Source organism: Pseudomonas sp. NPDC098747 (assembly GCF_044760045.1).
Taxonomy (GTDB): Bacteria; Pseudomonadota; Gammaproteobacteria; order Pseudomonadales; family Pseudomonadaceae; genus Aquipseudomonas.
On the sequence record NZ_JBIWAL010000020.1, the window covers coordinates 69,159 to 94,366 of the forward strand.

Below are 25,208 nucleotides of genomic sequence, written 5' to 3' on the forward strand. Positions count from 1 at the left end.
CGCTGAGTCGATTATGGATTCAGAGCAAATAGTTCAGGTCGGTTTAACTCTCCAACATCCCCCAATCAGTCCCCTCTCCCTCCGGGAGAGGGCTAGGGTGAGGGGCTCTTTTGATCTTCAATCCACCGAACGCGGCAACTGCAACGTCACCCGCAACCCACCCTCACGCAAATTCTGCAACGTCACTTCCCCTCCATGACTATGGGCAATATTCCGAGCAATCCCGAGGCCGAGCCCATACCCCTGCTGCTGCCCCGCCAACCGAAAGTGCGGCTCGAACACCTGCTCCAGCCGCTGCTCCGGCACGCCCGGACCTTCATCATCGACATGCAGGACAAACGCGCTCTCATCGTCATCAATATGCAAATGCGCGTTCTGCCCATACTTCAACGCATTGTCGATCAGATTGCCGATGCACCGTTTCAAAGCCAAAGGCTTACCCGAATATGCCGCCAGCGCCCGCCCATGCTGGGTCACGCGACCATTGCCGTTAGGCGCCAGATACGGCTCCACCAGACAATCGAGCACATGGTTGAGGTCGACCGGTTCGATGTTTTCGTGGATGTCGGTGTCTTTCACGCATTGCAACGCGCCTTTGACCAGCAGCTCCAACTCATCCAGATCGCGGCCGAACTTGATTTGCAGCTGTTCGTCTTCAAGCAGTTCGACGCGCAAACGCAAGCGGGTGATCGGCGTGCGCAGGTCATGGGAAATCGCGCTGAACAACTGGCTGCGCTCGGTCAGATAGCGGCTGATGCGTTCGCGCATGGTGTTGAACGCGCGGCCCACCTCGACCACTTCACTGCCACCGCCCTCCGCCACCGGTTCGACGTCAGCACCCAGCGACAGATCCCGCGCCGCCCGCGCCAGGCGCTTGAGCGGCCGGCTCTGCCAGTGCACCAATACGCCGATGAACAGCAGCAGAAATCCGCTGGTGAGGACGATGAACCACACCTGCTGCGACGGCAGGCCTTGCTCTTCAAGACTGGTGTAGGGCTCGGGCAACAGCGAGGCGATGTACAGCCACTCGCCCGGCGCCATTTGAATTTGCGTGACCAGCACGGGCGGATTCACCGGCTCAAGGGTCAGCGCGTAGTGCGCCCAGGAGCGCGGCAATTCATCGAGTTTCAGCCCCGCATTGAAGATCCGCAGATCCTCGGGGCTGACGAAGGTCACCGAGATGTCGGTGTCGTGACCGAGGGACTGGCGCAGCACTTCGTCGACCGCTTTCATCACCGCAGCTTTACGCGGGGTGACCGGCAGCACGTCCATGCCCAGCGGCTTGTCGTTGAGCGTCACCACAAACCGCGTGCCGCCCATGCTGCGCAACTGATCAAGCACCAGCGGCCGATAGGCCACCGGCAACGAACGAAAATAACTGACGCTGGCAGTCATCGAATGGGCAAGGCTGCGCGCGCTGGTGACCAGACCTTCAAGCTGCGTTGCGCGCAGTTGCGAGACCCAGATCACACTCGACAATGTCTGCGCGAACAGCACCGCGAGCAAGGTCAGCAGCAACATCCGCCCCAGCAGCGAACGCGGTACCGGCACCCTGGCGGCAAGTTTGCGCAGAGACTCAGTGGCCATTGCCGGCAACCACGTTGGCTGCCAGTTGATAGCCGCTGCCGCGTACCGTGCGAATCAGCCGTGGCGGCTTTTCCGTATCACGCAGACGTTGGCGCAAGCGGCTGACGGCCATGTCGACAATGCGATCGAGCGGCATCAGGTCGCGGCCACGGGTGGCGTTGCCGATGGTGTCGCGGTCGAGAATTTCCTGCGGGTGATCGAGGAACAGTTTCAACAAGGCAAAGTCGGCGCCGGACAGAATCACTTCTTCGCCATCGGTGTGAAACAGGCGATGACTGACCATGTCCAGTCGCCAGTCGTCGAACGCCAGCACTTCACTGCCGCTGCGTTCCTGACCGAATTGCGCGCGGCGCAGCAGCGCTTTGATGCGCGCTTGCAGTTCGCGGGGGCTGAAGGGTTTGCCGAGATAATCGTCGGCGCCGAGTTCCAGACCGATGACCCGGTCGGCTTCGTCGGAACTGGCAGTGAGCATGATGATCGGCACCTGCGCCTGACGCGGATGTTGACGCACCCAGCGGCAGAGGCTGAAACCGTCTTCGTCGGGCAGCATGACATCGAGGATCACCAGATCGCTCGGCGCCTCGTTGAGGGCCTGACGGAAACTGGCGCCATCGGCGGTGGCCCGAACCTGGAACCCGGCGCGGGTCAGGTAGGTTTCCAGCAACTCGCGTATTTCCTGGTCGTCATCGACCAACAATATCGACTTGTTGACTGAGCTCACTTCGAAGGCATCCTTGTTGTTGGAATTGGGGCGGATTATGCCTGATGAACCTTGAAAATTTGTTGTCTGTTCTGGCCCCATCGCTGGCAAGCCAGCTCCCACAAAGATCTGTGTCGTTCACAAAACCTGTGGGAGCTGGCTTGCCAGCGATGAAGTCGACCCGGTTTCAGGCCTGATCCAGCGCCACGCCGGCGCCAACAAGCCCGGAATACGGCGCCGTCACCAGCCACACCGGAATGCCTTTGAAGTAATCGCTCATACAGCCCTTGTCGGCAAAACTGCGGGCAAAACCACTTTCAACGAAGAAGTCGGCAAAGCGCGGAATCACCCCACCGACGATAAACACCCCACCCCGGGCGCCCGTGGTCAGCACGTTGTTACCCGCCACGCGGCCGAGCCAGCAGCAGAACTGCTCCAGCACTTCCAGCGCAATCGGATCGCCTGCAAGGCCAGCGGCCGTAATTGCTTCCGGCGTTTCGAGTGTCGGCTCATGGCCATCCACCGCACAAATCGCCCGGTAGACACGCGGCAAGCCACCGCCGCTCAAAGCAGTCTCCGCGCTGACATGGCCGATCTCGTTGTGGATGTGCTGCCAGAGCTGCGTTTCACGCGGGCTGCTCAGCGGCAGATCAACGTGACCACCCTCGCCCGGCAATGCCGCAAAACGACCTTCACCGAGATCAAGCAAAGTACCGACGCCAAGGCCAGTGCCGGGGCCAATCACCACTGCGGGACGCAACGGCTCCGGCGTGCCTTCGCAGACCACGCGGAATTCGCCTGGCTGCAAACGGGTCATGCCCAACGCCATCGCCGAAAAGTCGTTGACCAGCAGCAACTGCTCGACCTGCAAGGTCTGGCAGAAGGTTTTGCGACTCAGGCGCCAGTGGTTGTTGGTGAACTTGAATTCATCGCCACTGACCGGGCCGGCCACCGACAGGCACACCGAACCGATGGCGCCCGGCGCCAGACCGAGCCCGCTCAGGTAGAGGCTGATGGCCTCTTCCGGGCTGGCATGGTCGGCCGTGGCCAACACTTGAATCGATTCCAGTTGCTGGTTTTTCCACAACGCGAAACGTGCGTTGGTGCCTCCGATGTCACCGACCAAAGCCAGTTTCAATTAAGCGTCTCCAGGGCAGAAGTGAAGGCGCTGGCGCCCTGCTCCGCCGAGCTGAAGGCCACGCGCATGAAACCGAACAGTTCGCGACCGCTGCCGATGTTGTTGCCCAACAGGCCTTTGGCGGGTTCGCGCGCTGCAAATTCGTCGGCGTCCACTTTAAGTTCCAAAGTGCCTTTGACGCCATCGACGCGGATGATATCGCCCTCTTGCACGCGAGCCAAAGCACCACCGACATAAGCTTCCGGGCTGACGTGGATCGCCGCCGGGATTTTCCCCGAGGCACCGGACATGCGCCCGTCAGTCACCAACGCCACTTTGAAGCCGCGATCCTGCAGCACGCCAAGGAACGGCGTCATCTTGTGCAGCTCCGGCATGCCGTTGGAGCGCGGACCCTGGAAGCGCATCACGGCGACGAAATCCTTCTCCAGCAAACCGGCCTTGAACGCATCGGCCAGATCCTGTTGATCCTGGAACACCATGGCCGGCGCTTCGACGATCTGGTTTTCCAGCGCCACGGCGGACACCTTCATCACACCGCGACCGAGGTTGCCTTCCATCACGCGCAGACCACCCTCCGGCGAGAACGCGCGCGCCACTGGACGCAGAATATTTTCGTCGAGGCTGTCGACCGGGCCTTCACGCCATACCAATTGACCGTTATCGAGGAACGGTTCTTTGGTGTACTTGCTCAAGCCGTGGCCGAGCACGGTGTTGACGTCTTCGTGCAGCAGGCCGGCACCCAGCAGTTCGCGGATCAGGAACGACATGCCGCCCGCTGCCTGGAAGTGGTTGATGTCAGCCTTGCCGTTCGGATAGACGTGGCTCAGGGTCGGGACGACTTCGGAGAGGTCGGCCATGTCCTGCCAGGTCAGTTGGATGCCCGCGGCCATGGCGATGGCCGGCATGTGCAGGGTGTGGTTGGTCGAACCGCCGGTGGCGTGCAGCGCGACGATCGAGTTGACCAACGACTTCTCGTCGACGATTTCGCCGATTGGCATGAAGTTGCCGTTCTGCTTGGTCAGGCGCGTGACTTGATGCGCGGCTTCGCGGGTCAGGGCGTCACGCAGTGGCGTGTTCGGGTTGACGAAAGAGGCGCCCGGCAAGTGCAGGCCCATGACTTCCATCAGCAATTGGTTAGTGTTGGCGGTGCCGTAGAAAGTGCAGGTGCCCGGGCTGTGGTAGGACTTCATCTCCGATTCCAGCAGCTCTTCGCGGGTGGCTTTGCCTTCGGCGTACTTCTGTCGAACGTCGGCTTTTTCCTTGTTGGAAATGCCCGAGACCATCGGCCCGCCCGGCACAAAGATTGTCGGCAGGTGACCGAAACGCAGGGAGCCCATCATCAGGCCCGGCACGATCTTGTCGCAGATGCCGAGCATCAGCGCGCCGTCGAACATGTTGTGGGACAACGCCACCGCTGTGGACATCGCGATCACTTCGCGGCTCGGCAGGCTCAGCTCCATGCCCGGCTCGCCTTGGGTCACGCCATCACACATCGCCGGAGTGCCGCCAGCGAACTGGCCGACCGAACCGATTTCGCGCAGGGCGTTTTTGATTTGCGCAGGGAAAACTTCGTACGGCTGGTGCGCCGAGAGCATGTCGTTATACGAAGAAACAATGGCGATGTTCGCCGAGTTCATCATCCGCAGGCTGTGCTTGTCTTCAGTGCCGCACCCGGCCACACCGTGGGCGAAGTTGGCGCATTGCAGCTTGCCGCGCATCGGGCCGTCAGTTGCAGCGCCGCGAATCAGCGCAAGGTAAGCCTGACGTGTGGCGCGGCTGCGGGCGATAAGCCGTTCGGTGACCTCAAGGACGCGGGGATGCATGTGTAGAACTCCAGGCTAACGGATATGGCGACCTGATTGTCTATGCTGATCAAGGGCCCGCGCATTCGGGATGACGGACGGTTTTCTTGATCATTCGGACCAGTTGATTCAGGTCACTCGTTGTAGATAAAACAAAATATTGCCACTAAAAAGGCTTGTTTTCTATTTTTATGCGAATAATCTTGTAATTCCAACAACAAAACGACGGCGGCGCTGTTCCATGACTCTTCGAATCGCAATCAATGGTTTTGGCCGCATCGGCCGTAATGTCCTGCGCGCACTGTATACCCAAGGCTATCGACAGGATCTGCAGATTGTTGCCATCAACGATCTGGGCGACAGCTCGATCAACGCGCATCTGCTCAAATACGACACCGTTCATGGCACGTTCGACGCCGAAGTGGCGCATGACAACGAAAGCCTGACCGTCAACGGCGACCGCATTTCGGTCAGCGCCATTCGCAACCCGGCCGAGCTGCCATGGGCTGCGGAAAAAATCGATGTGGTCTTCGAATGCACCGGTTTGTTTACTGACCGTGCCAAAGCCGCCGCGCATATTACTGCCGGCGCCCGCAAAGTGATCATCTCGGCCCCGGCCAAAGGTGCCGATGCCACCGTCGTTTACGGTGTGAACCACGACATTCTGCGTCAGTCGCACCAGATCATCTCCAATGCTTCGTGCACCACCAACTGCCTGGCGCCGGTCGCGCAAGTGCTGCACCGCGAGCTGGGCATCGAAAGCGGTTTGATGACCACGATCCATGCGTACACCAACGACCAGAATCTGACCGACGTCTACCACACCGACCCGTACCGCGCGCGTTCGGCCACGCAGAACATGATCCCGAGCAAGACCGGTGCCGCTGAAGCGGTGGGCCTGGTACTGCCGGAACTGGCGGGCAAACTGACCGGCATGGCCGTGCGCGTGCCGGTGATCAACGTGTCGCTGGTGGATCTGACCGTTCAGTTGAAGAAAGAAGCCACTGCCGAAGAAGTCAACGCTCTGCTGAAAGCGGCGAGCCAGCACTCGAAAATTCTTGGTTACAACACGTTGCCGTTGGTCTCCAGCGACTTCAACCACAACCCGCTGTCGTCGATCTTCGACGCCAACCACACCAAGTCCAGCGGCAAACTGCTGAAAGTGCTGGCCTGGTACGACAACGAATGGGGCTTCTCCAACCGCATGCTGGATAACTGCCTGGCGCTGTGTAACGCCGAGTAATTCCCGCCCTGCCCCTGATCCCTGTGGGAGCTGGCTTGCCAGCGATGAGGTCGGCACATCCAAAATGGATATTGCCTGGCCCACCGCCATCGCTGGCAAGCCAGCTCCCACAAGGTCAAGTATTTCAATTTGAAATCAACGCTTGACCATTCAGCTAGATGATAAGCATTATCATTCGCTTGAAATGGATCAGGTCCTCCCGTGAGTCAATCGCGCTTCAACCACGTCTTCCTTACCCAGCGCACGTCTTTGCTACGAACGCTGGAACGGATGGTCAACAATCACAGCACCGCTGAAGACCTGTTGCAGGAGACCTACCTGCGCGTGACTCGGGCGCTGAGCGAGCGGGCCATCGATCATCTCGAACCCTTTGTCTTCCAGACCGCGCGCAATCTGGCGCTCGATCATCTGCGTGCGCGCAAGATTCATTCGCGAACCATGGTCGATGACGTGCCGCAAAATGTCGTGCACAGCATCGCCGCCCCCGTCAGCAGCGCCGAAGACGCCGCCCACGCCGAACAGATGCTGGAACGCTTGAACGTGAGTCTCAGTCAACTCAGCCCGCGCCAGCAGCAGATCTTCATCCTCAGCCGCTTGCACGGGCACAGTTATCAGGAAATCGCCGAAGAGCTGAGCGTGTCACTCAGCACCGTGCAGAAAGAACTCAAACTGATCATGAGCATTTGCATCGGCGTTGCCGAACGCTTGAATGGCGACTAAACCTGTAGCGCATTTATGCAGGGCTCAGGATCGACTGCACTGATCATCGGGCTTTGTTACCCTTGCCCGACTTTTACGCTTCATTAAAAAAACAGCCGTGCACAGACACTGCCGAGGAAACACCGTGACGGACACCCATCGCTCGCCTTCGCCCTCATCGGCGCAGGCTGCCGCACTGGCAATGGACCAGGCCCTGGACTGGCTCATCGTGCTCGGCAGCCCGGACGAGGAGCAGACCCGGCAGTTCCAAGCCTGGCTGGCGGCAGATCCGTTGAATGCCCAAGCGTTCGCCAAGGCGCAAGCAATCTGGGACGGCCCGCAAATCGCCCAGTGCGCGCAAAACCTCGCTTTGAGACCTGCAAAAGTCAGCTTCCTCAACCGCTTGCGTCCACACTGGAAACCACTGGCCACCGCCGCCGTGCTGGTGCTCGGTCTGTTCAGTTTCAGCAACCTGCCGATGCGTTTGCAGGCCGATCACCTGACCGTGGTCGGCGAACGTCAGCGCCTGCAACTGGAGGACGGTTCGCAAGTCCTGCTCAACACCAATTCAGCGTTTTCCAGCACGATCAACGATCAGCAGCGCGTCGCGCGGTTGTATCAGGGCGAAGCGTTTTTCGAGGTCGCAGCCAATCGCAATAAACCGCTGGAAATCGACGCCGGGCCGGTCAAGGCCAGCGTGCGCGACACTGCGTTCGCCGTGCGCTATCTAGACGGTGTCGCGCAGGTCAACGTGCAGCGTGGTGATGTCGATTTACGCGCCACCCATAATGATGCGCGGGTGCGCCTGTCTGCCGGGGAAAGTATCCGCATCGGCCCCAACGGTTTCGACAGTCCGGCCAAACTCGACGCGGCCACCGATCTGGCCTGGGTGCAAGGTCGACTGGTGTTTGAGAACTGCCCGCTGAATCAGGTGCTGGCCGAATTGCGCCGTTACTATCCGGGCTGGATCATCAACACCAACGAGCAGTTGGCCGGCGTTGCCGTGACTGGCAATTACCGCCTCGATCAGCCGCTCGACGTGGTGCGTTCCCTGGCCCACATCACCTCGGCGCGGCTGCAGGAATTTCCGGCGCTGGTCATTTTGAACTAAATGAGAATTATTTTTACTCGATAGCGTGAGCGCGTTCGTCTAGTTATAGCCAATGCAATTGATTCGCATCCTCGGATACGAGTCAGCAACTATAAAGATTCGTGCGACACGGAGCGCTATCGATGTCCCTTCGCCTTACCCGCCAGACTTCTTCCCCTTCCCGCGTATTGTCGCTGCTGACCGCGGCCATCCTCATGGCCGGCACCGCGCCACTGATGGCTGCCACCGAGCAACCGGCGCGCAACATGGGTGATTACGCGTTCTCCATCAGTCAGCAGCCGCTGGTGTCGGCGCTCAACGCGTTCACCACCGTGACCGGTTGGCAGATCGGCTTGCCGGCAGAACTGGGTCAGGGCATATCATCGCCGGGTGTGCGCGGTTCGCTGCCACCGGAAAAAGCCCTGGAGCGCCTGTTGGTGGGGACCAACCTGAGCTTTCGCAAGTTGAGCAACAACAACGTGGTGCTGGAAAAACGTAGCAGCAGCGGCGCACTGAATCTCGATCAGGTGACCATCAGCGCCACCCGTCAGGAACAGTCGGTGAACAGCGTGCCGAGCACCGTCACCGTGCAAACCCGAGAAGAACTGGACCGCAACAACGTCAACTCAATCAAGGATCTGGTGCGCTATGAGCCGGGCGTGTCCGTCGGCGGCGCCGGCCAGCGCGCCGGGCTGACGGGCTACAACATTCGGGGCATCGATGGCGACCGCGTCCTGACTCAGATCGACGGCGTGCAAGTGCCGGACAGTTTCTTCAATGGCCCCTACGCCCAGACCAATCGCAATTACGTCGACCCGGAAATCGTCAAACGCGTGGAAATTCTCCGTGGCCCGGCATCAGTGCTCTACGGCAGTAACGCCATCGGCGGCGCCGTCAGCTACTACACCCTCGACCCGGACGACATCATCAAACCAGGCAAGGACGTCGGCGCGCGTTTGAAAACCGGTTACAGCTCCGCGGATGACAGCTGGCTGACCTCCGGCACCGTCGCTGGCCGCAGTGGCGACTTTGACGGTTTGCTGCACCTGAGCCAGCGCAATGGCCATGAAACCGAATCCTATGGGGAAACCGGCGGCACCGGCCTGAACCGCACCGAGGCCAATCCCGAGGATGTGCGCACCACCAACGTTCTGGCCAAACTGGGCTGGAACTACGCCGACGATGCACGCTTGGGCCTGACCTACGAACACTATAAGGACGACCGCGACACCAACCAGTTGAGCGCTGTCGGCGGGCCGTTCAACGCTGGACGTGGTTTCGGTTTCTACAAGTCCCGCACGGGCAACGACACGGTCACGCGCGAGCGTTTCGGGCTGGAACACAGCTTTGGTCTCGACAGCGCGCTGGCTGACAACATCAAGTGGTCGCTCAATTACCAGATCGCGAAAACCGACCAGAGCACCGAAGAAATCTACGCGCCTTCGCGCACCGTATTGCGCGAACGCGATACCACCTACAAAGATCGCCAATGGGTGTTCGATGCCCAAGCTGACAAGTCCTTCGCCATTGCTGACACCGACCACGTTGTCACCTACGGCACCACGATCAAGCAGGACAAAGTCACCGGTCTGCGCACCGGCAGCGGCACTTGCCTGACCGTGGCCGGCGCCTGCCGCGTGATCGGCGCGCCAAGCGCTGCCGATACCCTGACACCGGCCAGCGACTTCCCCGATCCGACCATCAACAGCTACAGCCTGTTTGCTCAGGATCAGATCAGTTGGGGCAACTGGACTTTCCTGCCGGGGGCACGTTACGACTACACCCAGCTCAAGCCACACATCACCGACGAATTCCTGGTCACCGCCGACCAGAGCGGCAACGGCGTGGTGAGCGACAAGACCAAAACCTGGCATCGTCTGTCGCCCAAGTTCGGTACCACTTACAGCTTCAACGACAACTACACCTGGTACGGCCAGTACGCCGAAGGCTTCCGCACGCCGACTGCCAAAGCGCTTTACGGCCGGTTTGAAAACCTCGCCGGCGGCTATCAGGTTGCGCCGAATCCCGATCTCGACCCGGAAAAGAGCAAGAGCTATGAAACCGGCCTGCGCGGCCAGTTCGAGGCCGGCACGTTCGACGTGGCGGTGTTCTACAACAAATACCGTGATTTCATCGACGAAAACGCCATCACTCCCGGTTACTCCGAGACCACGTTCCAGAGCAACAATATCAAGCACGCGACCATCAAGGGCGTGGAACTCAAGGGTCGTCTGAACCTTGATACCTTCGGTGCGCCAACCGGCCTATATACCCAGGGCTCGATGGCGTATCTCTATGGCCGCAACGATGACAGCGGACAACCGCTGAACAGCGTCAATCCGCTGACCGGCGTGTTCGGCCTCGGTTATGACCAGGACAACTACGGTGCCCTGCTGAGCTGGACGCTGGTCAAGCGCAAGGATCGCGTCGACAGCAGCAGTTTCAACACGCCGGACGGCACCAGCTCCCAGTTCAAGACGCCGGGTTATGGCGTGCTCGACCTGGCGGGCTTCTACAAAGTCACGGACGACGTGACCCTGAACGCCGGTCTCTACAACCTGACCGACAAGAAATACTGGCAGTGGGATGACGTGCGCGGTTACGACAGCGTCGGCGAGGCTTCGGTCACGCAACCGGCCAACCTTGATCGCCTGACCCAACCGGGTCGTAACTTCGCAATCAATCTGGTGTGGGACATCTGACCCCGCTGGCCTCACTGCGCGTGTTTACGCACCGCGCAGCGAGGCTTTTTTTACTGTCCGGCGCTGGCCCGTTCGTCTTGTTATCAAGCGCCTCATCTATCAAGGACATGTCATGACTTCTTCGGAAAAAGCCCTGCGTTCACAACGCCTGAACCAGATCACCCACGAGCCGCACAGCAAACTCGACGCCTTGGTCAAAGCCCATGCGCCGTTCGAAACCCGCGCCAACTTCGCCCGTTTCGTGGTGGCGCAATACCTGTTCCAGTCAGAACTGGTTGAGCTGTACAACGATGCCGAACTGACCGCGATCGTTGCCGATCTGCCGGCCCGTTGCCGCGCCGACGCAGCCAAGGCTGACTTGGCGGATCTCGATACTGAAGTCCCGGCGCCGGTGGCCGGCGCGGTGAAAAACCCGAGCAAGGCCCGAGCGCTCGGCTGGATCTTCGTTTCTGAAGGTTCGAAGCTCGGGGCGGCATTCCTGATCAAACGCGCCGTGGCGCTGGAGCTGAGTGAAACCTTCGGCGCCCGCCATTTGGGCGAACCTGAAGGTGGCCGCGCTGAAGGCTGGAAGCGCTTCGTCAAAACCCTCGACGCGTTGCAATTCAGCGCCGAGGAAGAAGCCGAAGTCGAGCAAGGCGCGATTGACGCGTTCAACCGCTTCACCGTGCTGCTGGAACAGGCTTACGCCACAGAAGCTGAACTGGCCTGATTCCCCGGCACAACACAAAACCCTGTGGGAGCTGGCTTGCCAGCGATGGCGGTGGATCAGTTACTACAGGGTTGACTGACATACCGCTATCGCTGGCAAGCCAGCTCCCACAGGGGACTGAGTAAGTCTGTAAGATCCCCGTCTCGCCTCACGCAATCCCGAGCCCATGCCGCAACCAGCCTCCTCCAAACTCGCCCGTCTGCTGTTCGGCCTGCTGGCCTACGTCAGCCTCGGCATCGGCCTGATCGCCATTGTCGTGCCCGGATTGCCGACCACCGAGTTCATCCTCCTCGCCGCCTGGGCTGCCACCCGCAGTTCGCCGCGCCTGAGTGCCTGGCTGGAAAATCATCGGCTGTTCGGGCCAATCCTGAGCAACTGGCGCAACGGCAAGATCATCGCGCGCAGGGCCAAAGTCAGCGCCACAGTAAGCATGTTGCTGTGTGCGACGTTGATGCTCGTGATGCTCGATCACGGCTGGCCGATCTATCTGGCGATCGCCGGGATGGGGTTGGGCAATCTGTGGATCTGGTCGCGACCGGAAACTATCGCCACCTCTTCTTGACTGCCCACAACCCCCTGGTCAAAGGAGCTTCTGTGGCGAGGGGATTTATCCCCGTTTGGCTGCGCAGCAGCCACAAATCAGACCCGCATAGTGTCAGCCAAAACGGGTTCTCAAGTTTCGGGTCTGCTTCGCAGACCAACGGGGATAAATCCCCTCGCCACAAAAGCATCCACCTGTATCCAGCCTCCCGCAACAACCCTGAAACATCCCTGTAATTAAACCCTTTTTCAGCACATTCCCCTGCGCAAACGTTTAGCGCTGACCGTCCGTCGGCACGCGCCTCATGCCGTCTCGCTCCGCGCCGATGAGCATTGAATGGCGCTGAATGGATTTGGCGAACCGGGTCCTTCTGACCGATGCCAACAGCTCACCCATTCTCGAGAACACCCCATGTTCGACTCTCTGTCCATTCGCCTGAAAATCGTTCTGCTCTCCGGCCTATGCCTTCTCGGCGTGGTTGCGCTGATCGTCGGCATCAACATCTACCAGACCAACCAGAACGACCAACTGGTCAGCGCCTCCAGCAGCAAGATGCTCACCGCCAGTGTGCAAAACCTGTTGCAGGCCAAGGCCGGCGAACAAGCAGTGCGCGTACAGAAGACCTTCGGCGAAAACCTGTTGGTGGTCACTGCACTGGCCGACCAGATCAAGGATATGCGGAGCATGGCCGCCAAGCGTTCGCTGGACGCCGGCGCGTTGCGTGAAGAACTGAACCAGAGCCTGAAAACTGCGTTCGAGCGCAACGACAAAGTGCTCGGTATCTGGCTCGCTTTCGAACCCAATAGCCTGGACGGCAAGGACAGCGAGTTCGCCAATGACGCCGCCCGCCAGTCCAACGAAGCCGGACGTTTCGCCAGCTACTGGAGCCGTGCCGCCGGCGCAGCGCTGAACACCATCATGGTCGAAGATGATTTGACCAAAACCACGATGAGCGTCAGCGGTACACCGTACAACAGCTGGTACACCTGCCCTCGCGACGCCAAACGCACCTGCCTGCTCGACCCGTATGCGGACACCGTCGGCGGCAAGGAAATGCTCATGACCACGATTTCCGTGCCGTTGCTGGTGGACGGCAAAGCCATCGGCGTGGTCGGCGTCGACATTGCCCTCGACGCCCTGCAAGCCGCCTCTGTGGAATCCCAGCGTGACCTGTTCAACAGCGCCGGACATATGCTGATCGTTTCCGGCAGCGGCGTGCTCGGAGCCTACAGCGCCGACGCGAGTAAGGTCGGCAAAAGTATCGGCGACACCCTCGGTGCCGAAGGCAAGGACGTGCTGCAACTGCTCAGCGCCGGCACGCCGAAGATTCTCGAACAGGGAGACTTGATTCGCGCGGTGTACCCGGTCAGCCCGATCAGCGATTCGAAGGCGTGGGGCGTGGTCATCGACCTGCCGAAACAAGTGCTGCTGGCTGATTCGGTCAAGCTCCAGGCAGTGCTCGACGATGCGCAGGAAACCGGCACCATGACCGCCATTTCGGTCGCCGTGATCGCAGGTTTAGTCGGCCTGCTGCTGATCTGGCTGACGGCGTCCGGCGTCACTCGCCCCATCAACAGCGTCGCCGAGATGCTGAAGAACATCGCCAGCGGTGAAGGCGATCTGACCCAACGCCTGAACTACACCAAGCAAGATGAACTGGGCGAACTGGTGAACTGGTTCAACCGCTTCCTCGACAAGCTGCAACCGACCATCGCGCAGATCAAACAGAGCATCACCGAAGCGCGCGGCACCGCCGACCAGTCTTCGGAAATCGCCCGTCAGACCAGCGAAGGCATGCAGGTGCAGTTCCGCGAAATCGACCAGGTGGCCACCGCTTCCAACGAGATGAGCGCCACCGCCCACGATGTCGCCAACAGTGCGTCGAACGCGGCCAATGCCGCGAAAGGTGCCGACCAGTCGGCGAAGGAAGGCATGTCGATCATCGAGCGCAGCACCCGCGACATCAATCAACTGGCCGATGAAGTCAGCAAAGCGGTGACCGAAGTCGAAGCACTGGCGGTCAACAGCGAACAGATCGGTTCGGTGTTGGAGGTGATCCGCAGCATCGCCGAGCAAACCAACCTGCTGGCGCTCAACGCCGCCATCGAAGCCGCACGCGCCGGTGAAAGCGGTCGCGGTTTTGCCGTGGTCGCGGATGAAGTGCGTAACCTCGCCAAGCGCACGCAGGACTCGGTGGAAGAAATTCGCATCGTCATCGAGAAGATTCAGACCGGCACTCGCGGCGTGGTCGCGACCATGCATTCGAGCCAGACCCAGGCCCACAACAACGCCGGGCAGATCCGTCACGCCGTGGATGCACTGGGCAAGATCAGCGACGCGGTGACGGTGATCAGCGACATGAACCTGCAAATCGCCAGCGCCGCCGAACAGCAGAGCGCGGTGGCCGAAGAGGTCAATCGCAACGTCTCGGCGATTCGTACGGTGACTGAAACCTTGACCGAGCAAGCCACGGAATCGGCGGCGATCAGCAGCCAGCTCAATGCCCTGGCCAGCCAGCAGATGAAGTTGATGGATCAGTTCCGGGTATAACAATCACCACAAAACCCTGTGGGAGCTGCGGTGCGACGATTCGACTTGCCAGCGATGACGGTGGACCAGTTGATACAAGTTTGACTGACAAACCGCTATCGCTGGCAAGCCAGCTCCCACAGTGCCCGTGTCGTACACAATGAACACCCGCGAACCTGTGGGAGCTGGCTTGCCAGCGATGGGGCCCGTACTGCACGCCCAGTACAGTCAGACCTGATCAACAATACGCACAACACTTGAGCCAGCCAGTCCGACCGTGGCTGATACATGAGCACCTGTCTCACAACGACAACACACCGCTGTACAACCCATAAGCCGCCAACCCCGCCCCAATGATCACGCAAGTAAAAATGCCCTTCTCGACCGTGGTGAATAGAGGCTCACCCTGCTCATGCTTGGCCTTGGCGAACAGGATCACCCCCGGCGCATACAACAGCGCCGACAGCAGCAGATATTTCACGCCGCCGGCATACAAAAGCCACACCGCATAACTCAGGGCGATGCCGCCGATCAGCAGATCCTTGGTACGTTCGGCCGAGGCGTGTTCGTAGGTTTCGCCGCGCCCACTCAGCAACACCGCGTACGCCGCCGACCACAGGTACGGCACCAGAATCATCGATGACGCCAGATAAATCAGGCTGGTGTAGGTGCCCTCCGAGAACAGCGTGATCAGCAGGAAAATCTGAATCATCACGTTGGTCAGCCACAACGCGTTGACCGGCACATGGTTGGCGTTTTCCTTTTTCAGGAACGCCGGCATGGTCTTGTCCTTGGCCGTGGCGAAGAGGATTTCGGCACAGAGCAACGCCCACGACAGCAACGCCCCAATCAGCGAGACCGCCAGGCCAACACTGATCGCCAGCGCCCCCCACGACCCGACGATATGCTCAAGCACTGCCGCCAGTGACGGGTTCTGCAGGTTGGCCAGTTCCGGCTGGCTCATGATCCCCAGCGACAACACGTTGACCAGCACCAGCAGCGCCAGCACGCCGATGAATCCAATCACCGTGGCGCGCCCGACATCGCTGCGCTTTTCCGCTCGGGCCGAGTAGACGCTGGCGCCCTCGATGCCGATGAACACAAACACCGTCACCAGCATCATGTTGCGCACCTGATCCATCACCCCGCCGAAACTCGGGTTGCTGCGGCCCCAGATGTCGCGGGTAAAAATATCAGCCTTGAACGCCACGGCGGCGATGACGATAAACATGATCAGCGGCACGATCTTGGCCACGGTGGTGACCTGGTTGATAAACGCCGCCTCCTTGATCCCGCGCATCACCAGAAAATGCACGCCCCACAGCAATACCGACGCGCAGCCGATGGCAATCGGCGTATTGCCTTGGCCGAACACCGGAAAGAAGTAGCCGAGGGTGCTGAACAGCAAAACGAAGTAACCGACGTTGCCCAGCCAGGCACTGATCCAGTAACCCCAGGCGGACGAGAAGCCCATGTAGTCGCCAAACCCGGCCTTGGCATAGGCGTAGACGCCGGAATCCAGTTCGGGTTTGCGATTGGCCAGGGTTTGAAACACGAACGCCAAAGTCAGCATGCCGATGGCGGTGATCCCCCAGCCGATCAAAATCGCCCCGGCATCGGCGCGTGCGGCCATGTTCTGCGGCAAGGAAAAAATCCCCCCGCCAATCATCGAACCCACCACTAGGGCGATCAACGCACCAAGGCGCAGCTTTTGCGTCGGTTGCGACATTCCAGTCTCCCTGAACACCGTTGAAGTTCTATTTGTAACAACTATTGCCTAAACAGGTTAAGCGCGATGACGTTTATCAGGTGATACCGGCGAAATGTGCATTTTATATATAGCTGATGATGCTTGCGCGTAGCACGTTAAGACCGATTTGTGCACTGATCCTGATTATTCAATTCTGTACTGAAAACAGATGCTGAAATTTGCCAAAACCGAAAAAAGAACTAGCGTGATAGTTCGAACGTAATAATAGCCATTCCCAGCCACAGCGCGAAAAACCCTCTAGAACGGGCGTTACAGACAGTAGCTTTATGCCTGCAAGCATTTCCTAAGTCATTCATTAACAATGGAATGTGACCATGCACTGATCTAAGTCAGCTGTTTGAACAGACAACAGAACTACGCTGTGATCTCTTCTCTCCTGCAATGGAGTCATGCAATGTCTGAAGCTCCCGGAAAACTACGACTAGGTGCACTGGTTGCCTTGGTAGTCGGCTCAATGATCGGTGGCGGGATATTCTCTTTGCCACAAAACATGGCCGCCAGTGCCGACGTCGGCGCGGTGCTGATCGGTTGGGTGATCACCGCTGTCGGCATGCTCACCCTCGCTTTCGTCTTTCAAACCCTCGCCAATCGCAAGCCTGACCTGGACGGCGGTGTCTACGCCTACGCCAAGGCCGGGTTCGGCGATTACATGGGTTTCTCGTCCGCCTGGGGTTACTGGATCAGTGCCTGGCTGGGCAACGTCGGTTACTTCGTTTTGCTGTTCAGCACCCTCGGTTATTTCTTCCCGATTTTCGGCGAAGGCAACACGGTTGCAGCCGTCATCGGCGCGTCCATTCTGCTGTGGGCCGTTCACTTTCTGGTACTGCGCGGGATCAAGGAAGCGGCGTTCATCAACCTCGTGACCACCGTCGCCAAAGTCGTGCCGCTGGTGCTGTTTGTGCTGATCGCCGTGTTCGCCTTCAAACTGGACATCTTCACCGCCGACATCTGGGGCATAAAAAACCCGGACCTGGGCAGCGTGATGAACCAGGTCCGCAACATGATGCTGGTCACCGTGTGGGTGTTCATCGGCATCGAGGGCGCGAGCATCTTCTCGGCGCGAGCGGAAAAACGCTCCGACGTCGGCAAGGCCACCGTGATCGGCTTCATCACCGTGCTGCTGTTTTTGATGCTGGTGAACGTGCTGTCGCTGGGCATCATGACTCAGCCAGAACTGGCCAAATTGCAGAACCCGTCGATGGCTGCCGTGCTTGAGCACGTGGTCGGTCACTGGGGCGCAGTGCTGATCAGCGTCGGTCTGATCATCTCGCTGTTGGGTGCGCTGCTGTCATGGGTGCTGCTATGCGCGGAGATCATGTTCGCCGCCGCCAAAGACCACACCATGCCGGAGTTTCTGCGCAAGGAAAACGCCAACCACGTACCGGTCAACGCCCTGTGGCTGACCAACGCGATGGTGCAGATTTTCCTGGTCATCACCCTGTTCTCGGCCAGCACTTATCTGTCGCTGATCTACCTCGCCACCTCGATGATTCTGGTGCCGTACCTGTGGTCGGCGGCGTATGCCCTGCTGCTGGCGGTGCGCGGCGAAACGTACAAGGGCTTCGCTGCCGAACGGCGCAAGGATCTGATCATCGGCGGCATCGCCCTGATCTACGCGGTATGGCTGCTATACGCCGGCGGCGTGAAGTACCTGCTGCTCTCGGCCCTGCTCTATGCGCCCGGCGCGATCCTGTTCGCCAAAGCCAAACTCGAACTCAAACAACCGGTTTTCACCAACGTCGAGAAGCTGATTTTCGCCGCAGTGGTCGTGGGCGCCCTGGTGGCTGCCTACGGACTGTATGACGGCTTCCTGACTCTGTAATTGCCAAACGTTTTATCTCTGGAGGATCACTGCAATGACCACGGAAAAAGTTAAGTACGGCGTCCATTCCGAAGCCGGCAAACTGCGCAAAGTCATGGTTTGCTCCCCAGGTCTGGCCCACCAGCGGCTGACCCCGAACAACTGCGATGAACTGCTGTTCGACGATGTGCTGTGGGTCGCCCAGGCCAAGCGCGACCACTTCGACTTCGTCACCAAGATGCGTGAGCGCGGGATCGATGTGCTGGAAATGCACAACCTGCTGACCGACATCGTCGCCATCCCGGATGCGCTGGACTGGATTCTCGACCGCAAGGTGACTGCCGATTCGGTGGGCCTGGGTCTGATCAACGAAGTGAAATCCTGGCTGAAAAGCCTCGAGCCACGGCACATCGCCGAATTCCTGATTGGCGGCGTCTCCGCCGATGATTTGCCGGACAGCTTCGGTGGCAAGACCATCCAGATGTTCCGCGACTTCCTCGGCCATTCCAGCTTCATCCTGCCGCCGCTGCCGAACACTCAGTTCACCCGCGACACCACTTGCTGGATCTACGGCGGCGTGACGCTGAACCCGATGTACTGGCCGGCGCGTCGTCAGGAAACTTTGCTGGCGACTGCCATCTACAAATTCCACCCGCAATTCACCAACGCCGATTTCGAGATCTGGTACGGCGACCCGGACAAGGAGCACGGCAGCTCCACCCTTGAGGGCGGCGACGTCATGCCAATCGGCAACGGCGTGGTGTTGATCGGCATGGGCGAGCGCTCATCCCGTCAGGCCATCGGTCAATTGGCGCTGAATCTGTTCAAGAACAAAGCCGTGGAAAAAGTCATCGTTGCCGGCCTGCCGAAGTCTCGCGCAGCGATGCACCTGGACACCGTGTTCAGCTTCTGCGACCGCGACCTGGTGACGATTTTCCCGGAAGTGGTCAACCAGATCGTCGCCTTCACCCTGCGCCCTGATGAAAGCAAACAGGGCGGCATCGACATCCGCCGCGAAGAAACCAGCTTCCTCGACACCGTCGCGGCCGCGCTCAATCTCAAAGCGTTGCGCGTGGTGGAAACCGGCGGCAACAGCTTCGCCGCCGAACGCGAGCAATGGGACGACGGCAACAACGTGGTGGCGGTCGAGCCAGGCGTGGTCATCGGCTACGACCGCAACACCTACACCAACACCCTGCTACGCAAGGCAGGCGTGGAGGTCATCACTATCAGCGCCGGTGAACTGGGCCGTGGCCGTGGCGGCGGCCACTGCATGACCTGCCCGATCATTCGCGATCCAATCGATTACTAAACCTCTGAGCCCTGGCCGTCACTTACAACGTGCGGCCAGGGGGATAACCGATACCGAAGGAGATCCATCATGGCTTTTAATATGCGCAACCGCAGTTTGCTGAGCTTGATGCACCACACCACTCGCGAACTGAATTACCTGATCGACCTGTCCCGCGACCTCAAACGCGCCAAGTACACCGGCACCGAGCGTCCACACCTGCAAGGCAAGAACATCGCGCTGATCTTCGAAAAAACCTCAACCCGCACCCGTTGCGCGTTCGAAGTCGCGGCCCACGATCAGGGGGCTCACGTCACCTACATCGACCCGGTGTCGTCGCAGATCGGCCACAAAGAAAGCATGAAAGACACCGCCCGCGTCCTCGGCCGGATGTTCGACGCCATCGAGTACCGCGGCTTTGAACAGGAAATCGTCGAAGAGCTGGCCAAGTACGCCGGCGTCCCGGTGTTCAACGGCCTGACCGCTGAATTCCACCCGACCCAAATGATCGCCGACGTGCTGACCATGCGCGAACACAGCGACAAGCCGATGCATGACATCAGCTACGCCTACCTCGGCGACGCCCGTTACAACATGGGCAACTCGCTGCTGATGATCGGCGCCAAACTCGGCATGGACGTGCGCATCGCCGCACCGAAAGCTCTGTGGCCACACGCTGACTTCATCGCCCAATGCAAAGAGTTCGCCGAAGAAAGCGGCGCGCGCATCACCATCACCGAAGACCCGAAAGAAGCGGTCAAAGGTGTCGACTTCATCCACACCGACATTTGGGTGTCGATGGGTGAGCCGGTGGAAGCGTGGGACGAACGCATCGAGCAACTGCTGCCGTACCAGGTCAACGCCAAGATGATGAAAGCCTCCGGCAATCCACGGGTGAAATTCATGCACTGCCTGCCGGCGTTCCACAACAGCGAAACCAAGGTAGGCAAAGACATCGCCGCGCGCTATCCGCACCTGGCCAATGGCGTCGAGGTGACGGAAGACGTCTTCGAATCCCCGGCCAACATCGCCTTCGAGCAAGCGGAAAACCGCATGCACACCATCAAGGCGATTCTGGTGTCGGCGTTGGCGGATATTTAAAGCGCTTGCCCGCTCTCCCTGACGAAACCTGGTCAGTGTGGGAGCGAGCTTGCTCGCGAAGGCGTCCGGTCAAACGAAATCGCTAGTGACTGACACACCGCATTCGCGAGCAAGCTCGCTCCCACAGTAGACCGAGTCATTTGCCTGCTCTCTGTAGAAGGACATGCACCATGCGTATCGTCGTAGCGTTGGGCGGTAACGCCCTGCTCCGCCGTGGTGAGCCAATGACCGCTGACAACCAGCGCGCCAACATCCGCATCGCCACCGAGCAAATCGCCAAGATCTATCCCGGCAACCAACTGGTCATCGCCCACGGCAACGGCCCGCAAGTCGGCCTGCTGTCGCTGCAAGCGGCGGCCTACACCTCTGTCACCCCTTACCCGCTGGACGTGCTCGGTGCCGAAACCGAAGGCATGATCGGCTACATCATCGAACAGGAGCTGGGCAACCTGCTGGACTTCGAAGTCCCGTTCGCCACCCTGCTGACCCAGGTCGAAGTCGACGCCAATGACCCGGCCTTCAAGAATCCGACCAAGCCGATCGGCCCGGTCTACGACAAGGCTGAAGCAGAAAAACTCGCCGCCGAAAAAGGCTGGGCCATCGCCCCCGATGGCGACAAATTCCGCCGTGTGGTGGCCAGTCCACGACCAAAACGCATTTTCGAAATCCGTCCGATCAAGTGGCTGCTGGACAAGGGCAGCATCGTCATCTGCGCCGGTGGCGGCGGGATCCCGACCATGTACGACGAAAACCGCAACCTCAAGGGCATCGAGGCAGTGATCGACAAGGATCTTTGCTCGTCGCTGCTCGCTGAGCAACTGGAAGCGGACTTGCTGGTGATTGCCACTGACGTCAACGCCGCGTTCATCGACTACGGCAAGCCCACACAGAAAGCCATCGCAGAGGCCCACCCGGATGAACTCGAACGCCTCGGCTTCGCTGCCGGCTCCATGGGACCAAAGGTTCAGGCAGCCTGCGAATTCGCGCGCCATACTGGCAAGGTCGCGGTGATCGGTTCACTGGCGGACATCGAAGCGATTGTCCAGGGCAGCGCCGGTACGCGGATCAGCACGGCGAAACCCGGCATCACCTATCGATAATCAGAAACTCCGGGGGCAGGCCCAGGGTCTGCCCTTCTCCCATGCCTTGAAAGGAGAATTCCATGGCCCAGTTTGAACCTGGTCATTTGCACATTGAGCGGCACGCGTTGACCCCGGACGACGTCAGTTACAACGTGCACCTGGACTACGAAGTGTTCACCGATCCTCAAAAGGGCAAGGGCATTCAGTTCACGATGCATGGCAACCTTCAGGGTAAGGATATGAAGGAAATCTTTTTCCTGCCCAAGGAAGAGGCCTACAATTTTGCCAACAACGTGACGAAAATCGCCGAGAAGTACGGCATTCCCAAGACTCACAGCCAGATCGGCTCGGTTCACAAGCATTACGACATGATGTTTGAAGATATTCGTAAGCAGCTGGATATGAAGTCCGGTGATCCGGTGAATCTTGAGCATTTCGAGTAAACCTTCAAAAGCCCCTCACCCTAGCCCTCTCCCGGAGGGAGAGGGGACTGATTGGGGGATATTGCGGTATTACGCCGACCTGATACTGCATCACTGAATCCATAATCGACTCGATTTAGCAGGTCGACGCGTAGCGCCAGACACCTCGGTCGGCTCCCTCTCCCTACGGGAGAGGGCTGGGGTGAGGGGCTTTTGATTTCACCTCTTCCGCCGCCCAAGGCATACTTGCCCCCCTCCGCACTGCAGAACACTGAATCGCCCCATGCGTATCCACGTCAGCTTCATCGACCGCGTCGGCATCACCCAGGAAGTCCTGGCCATTCTCGGTGGGCGCAACCTCAATCTGGATGCGGTGGAGATGATCCCGCCGAACGTCTACATCGACGCCCCGACCCTGAGCCCGCAAGTACTCGAAGAACTCAAAGACGCGCTGTTTCGCGTACGCGGTGTGGAAGCGGTGACGGTGGTCGACATCCTTCCCGGTCAGCGTCGGCACTTGCAGCTCGACGCCTTGCTCGCGGCGATGACCGACCCGGTACTGGCCCTCGACAGCGCCGGCAAGGTGCTGCTGGCCAACCCGGCATTGATCGCGTTGTATGGGCGCGAACCAGCGGGCGAAAGCGTCTCTGAACTGTTCAACGATCCCGGTCTGCTGGAAACCCTGCTCGAACACGGCTTTCGCCTGCCGCTGCGCGAGATCACCGTCAACGGCCAGACGCTGTTGCTCGACGCCACGCCAATTACCGACGCTGGCGCCCTGCTGACCCTGTATCAACCGAACCGCATCGGCGAACAGCTCTCGGCGTTGCACCATGACCACGCTGAAGGTTTCGATGCGCTGCTCGGCGAATCCCCGGCAATCCGCACCCTCAAGGCCCGTGCCCAGCGCGTCGCCGCCCTTGATGCACCGTTGCTGATTCAAGGCGAAACCGGTACCGGTAAAGAACTGGTCGCGCGTGCCTGCCACGCGATCAGTGCGCGGCACAGTGCGCCATTCCTGGCACTGAACTGCGCGGCGCTGCCGGAGAACCTCGCCGAGAGCGAACTGTTCGGCTACGCTCCCGGCGCTTTCACTGGAGCGGCGCGTGGCGGCAAACCGGGGCTGATGGAACTGGCCAACCAGGGCACGGTATTTCTTGACGAGATCGGTGAAATGTCGCCGTACTTGCAGGCCAAACTTTTGCGGTTTCTCAACGATGGCAGCTTCCGTCGGGTCGGCGGTGATCGTGAGGTGAAGGTCAACGTACGCATCCTCAGCGCAACTCACCGCGACCTGGAAAAAATGGTCAGCGAAGGCTCGTTTCGCGAAGACCTGTTCTATCGCCTCAACGTGCTCAATGTTGAGGTGCCGCCGCTGCGCGAACGCGGTCAGGACATTCTGTTGCTGGCGCGTTACTTCATGCAGCAGGCCTGTGCGCAGATCCAGCGCCCTGTCTGCCGACTCGCACCCGGCACCTATCCAGCGCTGCTCGGCAATCGCTGGCCGGGCAACGTGCGCCAATTGCAGAACGTGATCTTCCGCGCTGCCGCGATTTGCGAGAGCAGCCTGGTCGACATCGGCGACCTCGACATTGCCGGCACGTCAGTCGCACGCCAGGCCGACAGCGACGTCGACAGCCTCGAGCAAGCGGTCGAAGGTTTCGAAAAATCACTGCTGGAAAAACTCTACGTCAGCTATCCCTCGACCCGCCAACTGGCCAGCCGCCTGCAAACGTCGCACACCGCCATCGCCCACCGACTGCGCAAGTACGGCATCCCCAACAAATCCTGATGCCACCGCAGATCCCCTGTGGGAGCGAGCTTGCTCGCGAATACGGTGTGTCATTCACCGAATAGGCTGACTGACACTGCGCTTTCGCGAGCAAGCTCGCTCCCACACTTGTCATTCAGCGGACTGGAAACCCTATTCAAAAGCGACCTGCATCTGTACTGAAAGCGCTACAGCGTAACGGTATCGCTACATCCTCCCCCAGTCACCGCTGTGCAAGGCTTTGATCCGCTTCAGCTTTTTTCTCCGCTCCACGCTGTAGCGATTTCGCTACACGCACACATTCAGTTAGTCCGCCGAAAACAAACAAGCCATTGATTTATATAGATAAAATAACCTTGGCCGCGTTCTTGCTAATCAACTCCTCATAAATAAGGGCTTCCTGCCCAAGCTTTCCACTGCGTCCACCAGACGAGTCTGGCCCCTGAGGAGTTTCCATGAGCGAGTTGCGTTTTACTGAAGATCACGAATGGCTGCGCGCCGAAGCTGACGGCAGCGTTACTGTCGGCATCACCGCTTTCGCGCAGAACGCCTTGGGCGACGTGGTGTTCGTGCAACTGCCTGAACTGCAGGCTTACGAAAAAGGCGCCGAAGCCGCCACCGTCGAATCGGTGAAAGCCGCCAGCGGCGTGTACATGCCACTCGACGGTGACGTGCTGGAAGTGAACCCGGCGCTGGAAGACAGCCCTGAACTGGTCAACGAAGATCCGTTGGGCCAAGGTTGGTTCTTCCGCTTCAAGCCAAGCGATGCCGCCGCTGTCGGCAAACTGCTCGATCAAGACGCTTACGACCGTCTGATCAAAGCCCAAGCCGAAGCCTGAGGAAACTGACATGACACAAGTAAATCTGGGCACCGCCAACGAATTCATCGCCCGTCACATCGGCCCGCGCGCCGGTGACGAGCAAGCCATGCTCAACAGCCTCGGCTTCGATTCGCTCGAAGCCCTGAGCGCCAGCGTTATCCCGGAAAGCATCAAGGGCACCAGCGTGCTCGGCATGGACGACGGCCTGAGCGAGGCCGATGCACTGGCCATGATCAAAGGCATCGCCGGCAAGAACCAGCTGTTCAAGACTTACATCGGCCAGGGTTACTACAACTGCCACACGCCTTCGCCAATCCTGCGTAACCTGCTGGAAAACCCGGCCTGGTACACCGCTTACACCCCGTACCAGCCAGAAATTTCCCAGGGCCGTCTCGAAGCGCTGCTGAA

General features: G+C 59.6%; 19 protein-coding genes and 2 pseudogenes. 16 read left to right on the forward strand and 5 right to left on the reverse strand.

What is annotated here, in order from left to right:
• Nucleotides 1-117: 117 nt before the first annotated feature.
• The 4 genes from ACIQVE_RS14710 to edd form a co-directional block, all read right to left on the reverse strand.
• A complete protein-coding gene (locus tag ACIQVE_RS14710) occupies nt 118-1,587 on the reverse strand; it encodes an ATP-binding protein (RefSeq protein WP_402809437.1) in 1,470 nt (489 codons plus the stop codon).
• Entirely contained in the window at nt 1,577-2,308 is a 732-nt protein-coding gene (locus ACIQVE_RS14715; protein ID WP_042560610.1) for a response regulator, read from the reverse strand. Before ACIQVE_RS14715 ends, ACIQVE_RS14710 begins: the two co-directional genes overlap by 11 nt.
• Before the next feature lie 166 nt (nt 2,309-2,474).
• Complete coding sequence (locus ACIQVE_RS14720; RefSeq protein ID WP_402809441.1) at nt 2,475-3,425, reverse strand: glucokinase; 951 nt, start codon at nt 3,423-3,425, stop codon at nt 2,475-2,477.
• Nucleotides 3,422-5,248 carry a phosphogluconate dehydratase gene (gene edd, locus ACIQVE_RS14725; protein ID WP_402809444.1) on the reverse strand — a complete coding sequence of 609 codons (1,827 nt, stop codon included), beginning with the start codon at nt 5,246-5,248 and terminating at the stop codon, nt 3,422-3,424. The genes ACIQVE_RS14720 and edd overlap by 4 nt, the downstream gene beginning before the upstream one ends.
• A 220-nt stretch (nt 5,249-5,468) precedes the next feature.
• Between edd and gap the strand changes: the two genes are divergently transcribed.
• From gap to ACIQVE_RS14765, 8 genes and pseudogenes are all read left to right on the forward strand, one after another.
• Nucleotides 5,469-6,470, forward strand: coding sequence for a type I glyceraldehyde-3-phosphate dehydrogenase (gap, locus tag ACIQVE_RS14730; RefSeq protein ID WP_103303983.1), 1,002 nt, complete (start codon nt 5,469-5,471; stop codon nt 6,468-6,470).
• 201 nt (nt 6,471-6,671) lie between these two features.
• A complete protein-coding gene (locus ACIQVE_RS14735) occupies nt 6,672-7,190 on the forward strand; it encodes an RNA polymerase sigma factor (protein WP_402809447.1) in 519 nt (172 codons plus the stop codon).
• A gap of 124 nt (nt 7,191-7,314) precedes the next feature.
• Nucleotides 7,315-8,280, forward strand: a complete 966-nt coding sequence (locus ACIQVE_RS14740) for a FecR family protein (protein ID WP_402809450.1) — start codon at nt 7,315-7,317, stop codon at nt 8,278-8,280.
• 122 nt (nt 8,281-8,402) lie between these two features.
• Nucleotides 8,403-10,961 (forward strand): TonB-dependent receptor, encoded by a 2,559-nt coding sequence (locus tag ACIQVE_RS14745; protein ID WP_402809453.1) that lies wholly within the window; start codon nt 8,403-8,405, stop codon nt 10,959-10,961.
• Nucleotides 10,962-11,073: 112 nt separating this feature from the next.
• The gene (locus ACIQVE_RS14750; RefSeq protein ID WP_402809456.1) at nt 11,074-11,670 is read left to right on the forward strand and encodes a biliverdin-producing heme oxygenase; all 597 of its coding nucleotides are present in this window, start codon (nt 11,074-11,076) and stop codon (nt 11,668-11,670) included.
• 166 nt (nt 11,671-11,836) lie between these two features.
• The gene (locus ACIQVE_RS14755) at nt 11,837-12,232 is read left to right on the forward strand and encodes a YbaN family protein (protein WP_402809459.1); all 396 of its coding nucleotides are present in this window, start codon (nt 11,837-11,839) and stop codon (nt 12,230-12,232) included.
• A gap of 663 nt (nt 12,233-12,895) precedes the next feature.
• Nucleotides 12,896-13,903, forward strand: a pseudogene (locus ACIQVE_RS14760) (HAMP domain-containing protein); the annotation flags it as partial.
• 102 nt (nt 13,904-14,005) lie between these two features.
• Nucleotides 14,006-14,761, forward strand: a complete 756-nt coding sequence (locus tag ACIQVE_RS14765) for a methyl-accepting chemotaxis protein (protein WP_402809499.1) — start codon at nt 14,006-14,008, stop codon at nt 14,759-14,761.
• A gap of 280 nt (nt 14,762-15,041) precedes the next feature.
• Here the strand turns inward: ACIQVE_RS14765 and arcD (ACIQVE_RS14770) are convergent, their stop codons facing one another.
• Nucleotides 15,042-16,469: an arginine-ornithine antiporter gene (gene arcD, locus ACIQVE_RS14770; RefSeq protein ID WP_402809462.1), complete on the reverse strand. Its 1,428-nt coding sequence runs from the start codon at nt 16,467-16,469 to the stop codon at nt 15,042-15,044.
• Nucleotides 16,470-16,905: 436 nt separating this feature from the next.
• On the opposite strand from arcD (ACIQVE_RS14770), the gene arcD (ACIQVE_RS14775) reads away from it, so the two are divergent.
• The 8 genes and pseudogenes from arcD (ACIQVE_RS14775) to ACIQVE_RS14810 form a co-directional block, all read left to right on the forward strand.
• Nucleotides 16,906-18,333 (forward strand): arginine-ornithine antiporter, encoded by a 1,428-nt coding sequence (gene arcD, locus ACIQVE_RS14775; protein WP_402809465.1) that lies wholly within the window; start codon nt 16,906-16,908, stop codon nt 18,331-18,333.
• 34 nt (nt 18,334-18,367) lie between these two features.
• Entirely contained in the window at nt 18,368-19,624 is a 1,257-nt protein-coding gene (gene arcA / locus ACIQVE_RS14780; RefSeq protein WP_402809468.1) for an arginine deiminase, read from the forward strand.
• Between the two features lie 69 nt (nt 19,625-19,693).
• Nucleotides 19,694-20,704, forward strand: a complete 1,011-nt coding sequence (locus ACIQVE_RS14785; protein WP_402809470.1) for an ornithine carbamoyltransferase — start codon at nt 19,694-19,696, stop codon at nt 20,702-20,704.
• 170 nt (nt 20,705-20,874) lie between these two features.
• A complete protein-coding gene (arcC, locus tag ACIQVE_RS14790; RefSeq protein ID WP_402809472.1) occupies nt 20,875-21,804 on the forward strand; it encodes a carbamate kinase in 930 nt (309 codons plus the stop codon).
• 62 nt (nt 21,805-21,866) lie between these two features.
• Nucleotides 21,867-22,229, forward strand: coding sequence for a DUF5064 family protein (locus tag ACIQVE_RS14795; RefSeq protein ID WP_402809475.1), 363 nt, complete (start codon nt 21,867-21,869; stop codon nt 22,227-22,229).
• Nucleotides 22,230-22,491: 262 nt separating this feature from the next.
• Nucleotides 22,492-24,000, forward strand: a complete 1,509-nt coding sequence (locus ACIQVE_RS14800) for a sigma-54-dependent transcriptional regulator (protein WP_402809477.1) — start codon at nt 22,492-22,494, stop codon at nt 23,998-24,000.
• A 434-nt stretch (nt 24,001-24,434) separates the two neighbouring features.
• Entirely contained in the window at nt 24,435-24,818 is a 384-nt protein-coding gene (gcvH, locus tag ACIQVE_RS14805; protein ID WP_042560627.1) for a glycine cleavage system protein GcvH, read from the forward strand.
• 10 nt (nt 24,819-24,828) lie between these two features.
• Nucleotides 24,829-25,208: pseudogene (locus ACIQVE_RS14810) on the forward strand (glycine dehydrogenase (aminomethyl-transferring)); the annotation flags it as partial.

What these genes read in the sequence shown, in the direction of transcription:
- ACIQVE_RS14710 (WP_402809437.1), bottom strand. Translation starts at nt 1,587, where the DNA reads ATGGCCACTGAGTCTCTGCGCAAACTTGCCGCCAGGGTGCCGGTACCG.
- edd (WP_402809444.1), bottom strand. Translation starts at nt 5,248, where the DNA reads ATGCATCCCCGCGTCCTTGAGGTCACCGAACGGCTTATCGCCCGCAGC.
- gap (WP_103303983.1), top strand. Translation starts at nt 5,469, where the DNA reads ATGACTCTTCGAATCGCAATCAATGGTTTTGGCCGCATCGGCCGTAAT.
- ACIQVE_RS14745 (WP_402809453.1), top strand. Translation starts at nt 8,403, where the DNA reads ATGTCCCTTCGCCTTACCCGCCAGACTTCTTCCCCTTCCCGCGTATTG.
- ACIQVE_RS14750 (WP_402809456.1), top strand. Translation starts at nt 11,074, where the DNA reads ATGACTTCTTCGGAAAAAGCCCTGCGTTCACAACGCCTGAACCAGATC.
- ACIQVE_RS14755 (WP_402809459.1), top strand. Translation starts at nt 11,837, where the DNA reads ATGCCGCAACCAGCCTCCTCCAAACTCGCCCGTCTGCTGTTCGGCCTG.
- ACIQVE_RS14765 (WP_402809499.1), top strand. Translation starts at nt 14,006, where the DNA reads ATGCAGGTGCAGTTCCGCGAAATCGACCAGGTGGCCACCGCTTCCAAC.
- arcD (WP_402809462.1), bottom strand. Translation starts at nt 16,469, where the DNA reads ATGTCGCAACCGACGCAAAAGCTGCGCCTTGGTGCGTTGATCGCCCTA.
- arcD (WP_402809465.1), top strand. Translation starts at nt 16,906, where the DNA reads ATGTCTGAAGCTCCCGGAAAACTACGACTAGGTGCACTGGTTGCCTTG.
- arcA (WP_402809468.1), top strand. Translation starts at nt 18,368, where the DNA reads ATGACCACGGAAAAAGTTAAGTACGGCGTCCATTCCGAAGCCGGCAAA.
- ACIQVE_RS14785 (WP_402809470.1), top strand. Translation starts at nt 19,694, where the DNA reads ATGGCTTTTAATATGCGCAACCGCAGTTTGCTGAGCTTGATGCACCAC.
- arcC (WP_402809472.1), top strand. Translation starts at nt 20,875, where the DNA reads ATGCGTATCGTCGTAGCGTTGGGCGGTAACGCCCTGCTCCGCCGTGGT.
- ACIQVE_RS14795 (WP_402809475.1), top strand. Translation starts at nt 21,867, where the DNA reads ATGGCCCAGTTTGAACCTGGTCATTTGCACATTGAGCGGCACGCGTTG.
- ACIQVE_RS14800 (WP_402809477.1), top strand. Translation starts at nt 22,492, where the DNA reads ATGCGTATCCACGTCAGCTTCATCGACCGCGTCGGCATCACCCAGGAA.
- gcvH (WP_042560627.1), top strand. Translation starts at nt 24,435, where the DNA reads ATGAGCGAGTTGCGTTTTACTGAAGATCACGAATGGCTGCGCGCCGAA.